We start from the raw sequence: 8514 nt of genomic DNA on the forward strand, positions 1-8514 counted from the left end.
AACCAATCAATACCAAACCGTCGTCCTTCGACAGGCTCAGGGCTACGGTTAGATTTCATCAAAGCCCCTGCTTCTTCTTGGTCTTCAAACTGGCCGCCGCCACGGTCGGGTCATCGGGCCAATTATGCTTGGGATAACGCCCGCGCATTTCTTTGGCGACGTCCGCCCAGCTGCCTTTCCAGAAGCTGCCCAAGTCGCGCGTGGTCTGGATCGGGCGGCCTGCTGGTGACGTCAGCGACAGGACCAGAGGCGTTCGCCCTGCGCCAATCAGAGGATGCTCGGCAAGGCCGAATAGTGCCTGCACGCGCAGTTCAACCATCGGCCCGCCTTCAGCCGAGTAGTCAATTGCATGGATCGTGCCTGCCGGTGAGGTAAAGTGTGGCGGGGCTAGCCTTTCAATGGCTTGCTGCCCATCCCAACCGATCAAGCCAAGCATCGCATTATGGAGGGCACCCGGGTCAATCTCGGAAAGACGCCGCTTGCCCGCCAGCAACGGTGCCAGCCACAGGTCGAGCGTTTCGGCAAGCTCCGTGTCACCCAATCCTGCAATACCCGCCCATAGGGCGCGCTCGCGCAGGCGGCTTGTGCCCTCTGGCCAAGGAAGCAGACCGAGGCCATGCTCCCGCACGCCCTGCAACAGCGCCGCCGATATCGCTTCAGGATCGGCTTTGGTATCCTGCCCCTTCGACAGAGTAATCGCCCCCAGCCGCCGACCACTTTCCGTCCGCACCCCTCCGGTTGCAGCATCGAAGGTCACATGCGCGCCGCTGGTGATGCGATCGCCGTAAAGCGCCTCAATCTCGGCAAAATCGACTGCCGCTGCGGATAGGATGCGCGCGCCCGATGCCGCGCCCTGAATATCGGCGACGGCCAGCCATTCCGCTTTGGCCAGCGGATGCGCGGGATCAAGCCGATACCCCCTGCCCCCTACGCTGAGCCAGTTTTCGCCCGAAGCATCTCGGCGCTTGGCGATACGGTCGGGGTATGCAAGCGCGACAGCTGCTGCAACACTTCCGTCGATGCTGGCCTTGCCATCGACCGGGGCAAGTCTGGCCCAGCGTTTGGCAATCCCCCTCGCGGTTTCGGCACGTTGTCCACGCTCACCACGCCAGCGTTCAAGCCTCCGTTCAAGGTCGGTGTCGTTGCCGCCCAATCCGCGCTCGGACAGAAGCATGGCGACCTCCGCTGCAAGCCCGCCAAAACCCTTGGGCGACGCAGCAACCAGCATATGCGCAAGGCGCGGCGGAAGCGGAAGGCGGGCAATCGCGCGACCGTGCTCGGTGGGCCTTCCATCCACATCGATTGCATCTAACTCGACCAATCGCGTGCGCGCCTCGTCAAGAGCTACCTTAGACGGCGGATCGAGCCATTGCAGCGATGCCGGCTCGCCTACCCCCCACAAAGCACAATCGAGCAGCAGCGGCGACAGGTCGGCTTCCAATATTTCGGGCGGATCAAAGGGCGGCATTCCGGCGGTCGCGGCTTCTTCCCACAGGCGGTAGGCGACACCCGGACCCTGCCTTGCGGCACGCCCTGCCCTTTGCGTCGCCGCGGCCTGGCTTGCGCGCTCGGTGACCAACCTGGTCGAACCTGCCGCCCGGTCATAGCGCGCGCGGCGTGCAAGCCCGCTATCGACGACAATCCGCACACCGTCGATGGTCAGGCTGGTTTCGGCGATGGAGGTGGCGAGAATGACCTTGCGGTGCGCGCCCTTGCGAATGGCTGCCCGCTGTTCGGCGGGGTCAAGGCTGCCGTGCAGCCGGTGGACTTCGGCCGATACGCCTTCAATCCGCTCCGCCGTTCTTTCGATTTCAGCGACACCCGGCAGAAAGGCAAGCACATCGCCCTGCTTCTCCTCGGTCAAGGCACGGCGAATGGCGGCGGCCATTTCATCCTCAATCCGCGCCTCCGCCTTGCGCCCGATATGGCGCAGTTCGAGCGGCCATGACTTGCCCTCGCTTTCGATGACCGGCGCGGCCATCAGCTTGGCAAAGCGCCCGCCATCGAGCGTGGCCGACATCGCCACCAGCCGCAGTTCGGGCCGCAAACCTCCTTGGGCATCGAGCGCCAAAGCCAAACCGAAATCGCTATCTAGGCTGCGTTCATGGACTTCATCGAACAGCACCGCACTAACATTCGCCAGTTCGGGGTCATCCTGAATCCGTCGCCGGAATATCCCTTCAGTGAGGACCAATATTCGCGTTTTTTCAGAGGTTTTGCTGTCCATACGGGTGGCGTAACCCACCAGCCCACCGACCGCATCACCCGACAGTTCCGCAATCCGTTCCGCAGCGGCGCGCGCGGCCAGCCTACGCGGCGACAAGATCAATATCTGGCCGTTGCACCAAGGCTCGCCCAGCAAAGCCGAGGCGACCATCGTGGTCTTGCCCGCACCCGGTGGAGCGATCAGCACGGCGTTCGAACCCGCGGCGAGCGCGGCCTTCAATTCCGGCAGTACAGCTTCGACAGGAAGGATCACGCAGCCTTAATAGGCGCGGGCAATGGCAAACTCCACCGCCTCGACCAGTGCGTCCTTGGCAGCGCTGGCAGGGAATGGGCCAAGCGCATCAATCGCGCGCTGGCCATAGTGGCGCGCACGCTCCAGCGTATCATCGATGGCGTTATATTTGCGCAGCAGGCTGGTGGCATAGGCCAGATCGTCAGCACTCACGCGGTGGCCGAGCATCGCATTGTGCCAGAAACTCTTTTCGTCCGCATCGCCACGGCTATGCGCGAGGATGACGGGCAGCGTCACCTTGCCATCGCGGAAATCGTCGCCCGCATCCTTGCCCATCGTCGCGCCGTCGGAAACATAGTCGATGGCATCGTCGACCAACTGGAAAGCAATCCCCAAATTGCGGCCATAGGCGTCGAGCGCCAGTTCGTCTGCCTCGGGGCGTTCAGCAACCACGGCCGCGATGCGGCAGGCCGCAGCAAAAAGCGCCGCCGTTTTCGAACCGATAATGTCGAGATATTTCTCCTGACTGGTGCTGATCTGGCGCTGAGCGGTGAGCTGGTTGACCTCACCCTCTGCGATCACTGCCGAAGCATTCGACAGGATTTTCAGGACCTTCAACGAGCCATCCTCAACCATCAGCTCGAACGAGCGGCTGAACAGGAAATCGCCGACCAGAACCGCCGCCGGATTGCCAAAAATCAGGTTCGCTGCCGTCTTGCCACGCCGCATGTCACTACCATCGACAACATCGTCGTGGAGCAAGGTCGCGGTGTGGATAAACTCCACCGCAGCCGCCAGCTTGTGATGACGATCGCCCGGATAATCGAGCAAGCGCGCGCAAGCGAGCGTCAGCATCGGCCGCATCCGCTTTCCACCACCAGCAATCAGATGGCCTGCAAGTTCCGGAATCAGCGGTATTTCGGACTGCATCCGGTCCAGAATCACCGCATTCACCCGGTTCATTTCGGGGGCCACAAGATTCAGCATCGGCTGTAGCGAAGGCGTGCGCGCGGCGCCAAGTTGGTGGATGGTCGCAGTCATATCGACCAGAGCCTTGGCAAGCGCCGTGGCTGCGCGCAAGTGCAAAAGCTGCAATGCCGCTTGCCTGTCGCGGCTTGGCACGGCATGGAATGGCCGATGGCACAGGACGACAAGCTCACCCGGTATCGCGAAAGCATCGACAATATCGATGCTGCGCTCGTTTTCATGTTGGCCGAGCGGTTCAAGATCACGCAGGCTGTTGGCGAGTATAAGGCGACAACCCAGCTACCCCCCGCTGACCCCGGGCGCGAGGAACGCCAGATCGAGCGGCTTCGCCAATTGGCCAAGGACGCCAATCTCGATCCCGATTTCACCGAAAAATTCCTGCGCTTCATCATCGATGAAGTGATCCGCCACCATGAACGGATCCGCGGCAACGGGTGATGCTCGGATTTACGCGTTGGTAATCGGCCTATGCTAGGCCAATGCCATGATTATCGTTCAAGGTTTTATCAAAGTTCAGGCTGCAGACTTTGCCAAATACCGCCGTCGGCTGGCATTGCATGCTGCCCGTGTTCAGGCGCTGGATGGCTGCCTGCAATATAGTCTGGCCGAAGATTCGGGCATCGCCGGATTAATCTGGGTATCGGAACGGTGGCTCGATAAGTCCGCGCAGGCAGCACATTTGGCTGGCGACCATATGGGGGAATTCAACCAGTTCATGAAGCATATGCCCATGAGCGCAGGCCATATCGCAAGCTACAATGTTGACGGCGATGGTGAATGGCTGCTGCGGGTTGGTAGCAGTGACATCACCCTATTGTCGGTTTGAATTCAAGCTTTGGGCAGTTTTAGCCGAACGAGCAACCCGCCCATATCCTCGCTCTCGTCCAGTTCGATAGTGCCGTTGTATATTTCGGCGACATCGCGCACGATGGCCATGCCCAAGCCTGTGCCGGGCTTTCCGCTATCGAGCCGCACACCGCGATCGAAAATGCGTGCGCGATCCTTTTCGGGGATTCCACGACCATCATCCTCGATCACAATCGCGACCATGTCGTCGGCGTCTTCGACGGTGACAAACACGCTGCCTCCCCCATATTTGGCGGCATTTTCGACCAGATTGCCGATCATCTCGTCCAGATCCTGCCGTTCGACCCGCACCGCCAGATCTTGCCGCCCGGCCATGTCGAGCCGGACGTGGCGATAGAGGCGGCCAACAGCGCGCTCGACCGATTCGAGACTATGCCACACCTCGGCGCGGCTATGGCTGTGGCCACGGCGTCCGACCGCACGTGCACGTGCCAGATGGTGATCGACCTGTCTTCGCATCGTCGTCGCTTCGCGGATCACCGTTTCCGACAGGTCAGGCGCCTGCGCAGTCGCGCTGTTCATGATCACCGTCAGAGGTGTCTTCAGGGCGTGGGCAAGATTGCCGGCATGGCGCCGCGCCTCTTCAGCCTGTTTCTCATTATGATCAAGCAACGCATTGAGTTCATTGACCATTGGCATAACCTCATCAGGCAATGCATCCTGAATACGGTGCTGTTTCCCGCTGCGCATCGCCGCAATCTCGCGGCGCACGTCGCGTAACGGCCACAGTCCGTAAAAGGTCTGCAAAGCCGCCATGATGATCAAGCCAAAGGCGAGCACCGCGAAAGCCGTCGCCAGCACGGTGCGCAATTCGGTTATCTGCGCGTCCAGACTTTCACGGCTCTGCGCCACCATGAATATCCAGCGGGTTTCGCTGTCAGGCAACACAATTGCCCGCTCGACAATGCGTAGAGGTTCACCGTCAAATTCGGCGCTGTTGCGGAAATGCGGCTTGGAATCGGTGTGGCTTAAATCGACGCGCAAGGTGCGATCCCACAGTGAACGGGACGGAAAGGCCATCTTGCCCTTGCCGCTGATCTGCCAATATAGTCCGCTATTCGGTTCCAGAAAGCGCTGGTCCCCCAACGGCCGGTTGAGACGCACTTCGCCATCCGGGCCGATTTCGGCCGAGGCGAGCATCGCTGTCAGCACATATTCCATCTGGTCGTCAAAATTGTCGGAAACGGCGTTCACCAACACCCGGTCAAGTGCGAGGCCACCGGCAATCAGCAACAGGGTGATCCAGCCCGCGGCAATGATGATCATGCGGCGGCTGAGCGAGCCGGTACCGCGTGCGGGCTTTTCTGCTGTCGTTACCGGAGCAACCTGGCCCGCCTCATCCGCCATGATGTCAGCCGCGCGGTTCTTCCAGGCTATAGCCGAGGCCGCGAATAGTCGAGATGACATCCTGGCCCAGTTTCTTGCGGATACGCGTGACGAACACTTCGATCGTGTTCGAATCGCGGTCGAAATCCTGATCATAAATATGTTCGATCAATTCGGTGCGGCTGACGACCTTGCCCTTATGGTGCATCAGATAGGACAGCAGCTTATATTCCTGCGCCGTCAGCTTCACCGGTTCGCCGTTTAATGTAACGCGACCCGAGCGGGTATCGAGGCGGACATCGCCTGCCATTAGCTCGGAAGAGGCATTGCCCGAGGCACGGCGGATCAAGGCACGAAGGCGGGCAATCAATTCCTCGGTCTGGAAAGGCTTGGCGAGATAATCATCGGCACCGGCATCAAGCCCGGCCACCTTGTCCGACCAGCTGTCGCGAGCCGTCAGCACCAGGACAGGGAATTTCTTTCCTTCGCGCCGCCAGCGATCAAGCACGGTCAATCCATCCACTTCGGGCAGCCCGAGATCGAGGATGACCGCATCGTAATTTTCGGTGGAGCCCATGAAATGCCCGTCTTCGCCGTCTGTCGACAGATCTACGGCATAGCCAGCACCTTCTAGCGTCGATTTCAGCTGCTGGCCCAGTGTCGGTTCATCTTCCACGATCAGGATGCGCATATCGCTTCCTTGCTCCCTTTGGTTATTCTTGGTTTACCGGAGATAACAGATTGAACGACAGGCGCAAACAAAGGCTGCGTTTGGCCCGTGTTCTTAGCGTTGCCGCAGCACACTGCCCGAACGGGCGTCGACGTCGACGAAGATCACACGACCCGAATCGATAAATTTCAGGCGATAGACCTGCGCATTGCCATCATATTCAGGGCCAAGATATTCCATCCCGCGCATCCGGGGAATGATGCGCCCCTCAATCTCACGCAAAGACAGCACCTTGCCCATATTCATCTGCTCACGCGCTTTGCCCTGATCATCGCCCTTGCGGGCATAGACCGGGGCGGCGATGCTGGCAGAGCCAAGCGCGGTAGCGAGGAGAAGCAGAACAGCTTTTTTCATATGACCCGATTAGACGCGCCGCATTGAACCGAGTCTGAACGGCGCGTCAAGGATTTGGTAAGGATAAAACCGCCCTTCATCGCCGCTTACTTCACCATTTCAAAGGTGAAATTCATCGTCGAACCGATGCGTACCTGTCCCGGTGCAATCGGCGTATCCTTGGCCGAGGACTGCTCGCGCACCGCCATTACGGGCATGGGATAGCCGCCGAAATCGCCCGATTGTTCCTCGACGCGGAGCACCCGCGCGCTGGTAAAGCCCGCCTTGCGCGCAATGGCGTTAGCGCGCTTCATGGCGCTGTCCCACGCTTTATCGCGCGCGGTTTCCTTAAGCTTGCTGTCATCGTCGACCGAAAAGGCGGGGCCGCTGAAATTGGTCGCGCCGTCGCTTGCCAGCGCATCAAGGAATTGCGGCAATTTCTTCAGATCGCGCAGTTTGGCCGTTACGGTGTTGCTGGCTTCGAACCCGCGGAACACCTGACGTCCTTCGGTGTAGTCGAACTGCTGGTTCAATGAAATCTGGGTCGTCTGGATATCCTTGTCGGCTATGCCGAGCTTCTTGAGCCGCGCGATGACCGAAGCCATCTGGGCATTATTCTGCCGCACAGCCTCATTCGCGGTTGGTGCCAGCGTTTGCACACCGGTCGAGAAGCTAGCGACGTCAGGGGTCGCGTCGACATATTCGGTCACCGAAAGATCGATGACGGGATTGGTCGCGGTGATGTGAACTTCGGTTGCCATTGCTTGCCCCGTGATGCTGCCGGTTGCCAAAAGTGCGGCGATTATCAGCTTGCGCATAAAAACTCCTTCTTGCGATCAGATCGCGGAATTGCGCGCGAACTCTATATAGGTTTTGCGCAATTTCCGCGTGATCGGGCCGCATGTGCCATCCCCAAGCTGAACGCCGTCTATACGGGTTACAGGAAGGACGAAGGCGGAGGCAGCGGTGACCATCGCTTCGGCGGCGTCCTTTGCTTCCTCAACCGTGAAAGAACGGGTCTCGACCTCAACCACGCCCTGCCTTGCCAGTTCAAGCACCGCAGTCTGGGTGATGCCGTGCAGGATGCTGCTATCAAGCGGGTGGGTGATAAGCTTTCCCTCTTTCGTTACGATATGCGCGTTTTGCGAGGTGCCTTCGGTGACGAAGCCGTCGCGCACCAGCCATGCATCGTCGGCTCCGCGCGCCTTGGCCTCCGCCTTCATCAGCGATGCATAGAGCAATTGCGTCGTCTTCACATGCGCCATCTGCCAACGGCGGTCGGGCAGAGTCACCACCGAAACCCCGCACTCTGCCTGTGGCCTGTCGACTAGCGATGCGTTCTGGGTGAAGCCGACTATTGTCGGCGGCAGGTCGGTTGAAGGAAAAAGAAAATCGCGATCACCGGGATTACCGCGTGTGACCTCGAAATAGATCATCCCTTCGGTCAGCGCGTTGCGCATCGCTAGTTCGCGGCACATCGTGAGCAGCTCTTCGCGCGCTGGTGGCTGCGGCATGCGCAACTCGGTCATCGACCGGTGCAACCGCGCGACATGGCCTTCGAAGTCGATCAGCTTGCCGTCGATCACCGAAACAACCTCATAGACTGCATCGGCAAACAGAAAGCCGCGGTCGAAGATCGACACCTTGGCATCGGTTTCGAGGATATAGTGGCCGTTGAGATACACTGTGCGCATTCATGGGCTTTGCGGCAAGCAATTCAGAAGGTCAATAATCCCCTTCCCGTTTACGGGAGGGGTTAGGGGAGGGAGCGAGCGCAGCGAGCCTAGCGCCCTTTCAGGCCCGCCCCCGGCCC

Annotated in this window: 9 protein-coding genes; 2 read left to right on the plus strand and 7 right to left on the minus strand. The window is 59.9% G+C overall.

Translation table 11 applies throughout. The annotated features are described in order from the left end of the window. Positions 1-58: 58 nt before the first annotated feature. The gene (gene hrpB, locus ABL922_RS06495; RefSeq protein ID WP_349023396.1) at positions 59-2479 is read right to left on the minus strand and encodes an ATP-dependent helicase HrpB; all 2421 of its coding nucleotides are present in this window, start codon (positions 2477-2479) and stop codon (positions 59-61) included. 6 nt (positions 2480-2485) lie between these two features. Continuing rightward, positions 2486-3499 carry a polyprenyl synthetase family protein gene (locus ABL922_RS06500; protein WP_349023397.1) on the minus strand — a complete coding sequence of 338 codons (1014 nt, stop codon included), beginning with the start codon at positions 3497-3499 and terminating at the stop codon, positions 2486-2488. Positions 3500-3595: 96 nt separating this feature from the next. Here ABL922_RS06500 and ABL922_RS06505 point away from each other — a divergent pair, with 96 nt between their 5' ends. Both ABL922_RS06505 and ABL922_RS06510 read left to right on the plus strand, forming a co-directional pair. Continuing rightward, positions 3596-3883, plus strand: coding sequence for a chorismate mutase (locus tag ABL922_RS06505; protein ID WP_349023405.1), 288 nt, complete (start codon positions 3596-3598; stop codon positions 3881-3883). Positions 3884-3929: 46 nt separating this feature from the next. Then, complete coding sequence (locus tag ABL922_RS06510; protein ID WP_349023398.1) at positions 3930-4271, plus strand: antibiotic biosynthesis monooxygenase; 342 nt, start codon at positions 3930-3932, stop codon at positions 4269-4271. A gap of 2 nt (positions 4272-4273) precedes the next feature. Here the strand turns inward: ABL922_RS06510 and ABL922_RS06515 are convergent, their stop codons facing one another. The 5 genes from ABL922_RS06515 to ABL922_RS06535 all read right to left on the minus strand — a co-directional run bounded on the left by ABL922_RS06515 (position 4274) and on the right by ABL922_RS06535 (position 8395). Continuing rightward, positions 4274-5659 (minus strand): ATP-binding protein, encoded by a 1386-nt coding sequence (locus ABL922_RS06515; protein WP_349023399.1) that lies wholly within the window; start codon positions 5657-5659, stop codon positions 4274-4276. A 4-nt stretch (positions 5660-5663) separates the two neighbouring features. Then, positions 5664-6329, minus strand: coding sequence for a response regulator transcription factor (locus tag ABL922_RS06520; protein ID WP_349023400.1), 666 nt, complete (start codon positions 6327-6329; stop codon positions 5664-5666). A 93-nt stretch (positions 6330-6422) separates the two neighbouring features. Continuing rightward, positions 6423-6722: a PepSY domain-containing protein gene (locus ABL922_RS06525; RefSeq protein ID WP_349023401.1), complete on the minus strand. Its 300-nt coding sequence runs from the start codon at positions 6720-6722 to the stop codon at positions 6423-6425. Between the two features lie 86 nt (positions 6723-6808). Next, positions 6809-7519, minus strand: coding sequence for an SIMPL domain-containing protein (locus ABL922_RS06530; protein ID WP_349023402.1), 711 nt, complete (start codon positions 7517-7519; stop codon positions 6809-6811). A gap of 18 nt (positions 7520-7537) precedes the next feature. Continuing rightward, complete coding sequence (locus tag ABL922_RS06535; RefSeq protein WP_349023403.1) at positions 7538-8395, minus strand: D-amino-acid transaminase; 858 nt, start codon at positions 8393-8395, stop codon at positions 7538-7540. Positions 8396-8514: the final 119 nt, after the last annotated feature.

It is taken from the genome of Sphingorhabdus sp. (assembly GCF_040079335.1).
In the GTDB taxonomy this organism is placed as follows: domain Bacteria; phylum Pseudomonadota; class Alphaproteobacteria; order Sphingomonadales; family Sphingomonadaceae; genus Sphingorhabdus_B.

Excerpts from the sequence above, each read along its gene's own strand:
- ABL922_RS06500 (WP_349023397.1), bottom strand. The coding sequence starts at position 3,499 with ATGACTGCGACCATCCACCAACTTGGCGCCGCGCGCACGCCTTCGCTA.
- ABL922_RS06505 (WP_349023405.1), top strand. The coding sequence starts at position 3,596 with ATGGCACAGGACGACAAGCTCACCCGGTATCGCGAAAGCATCGACAAT.
- ABL922_RS06510 (WP_349023398.1), top strand. The coding sequence starts at position 3,930 with ATGATTATCGTTCAAGGTTTTATCAAAGTTCAGGCTGCAGACTTTGCC.
- ABL922_RS06515 (WP_349023399.1), bottom strand. The coding sequence starts at position 5,659 with ATGGCGGATGAGGCGGGCCAGGTTGCTCCGGTAACGACAGCAGAAAAG.
- ABL922_RS06520 (WP_349023400.1), bottom strand. The coding sequence starts at position 6,329 with ATGCGCATCCTGATCGTGGAAGATGAACCGACACTGGGCCAGCAGCTG.
- ABL922_RS06525 (WP_349023401.1), bottom strand. The coding sequence starts at position 6,722 with ATGAAAAAAGCTGTTCTGCTTCTCCTCGCTACCGCGCTTGGCTCTGCC.
- ABL922_RS06530 (WP_349023402.1), bottom strand. The coding sequence starts at position 7,519 with ATGCGCAAGCTGATAATCGCCGCACTTTTGGCAACCGGCAGCATCACG.
- ABL922_RS06535 (WP_349023403.1), bottom strand. The coding sequence starts at position 8,395 with ATGCGCACAGTGTATCTCAACGGCCACTATATCCTCGAAACCGATGCC.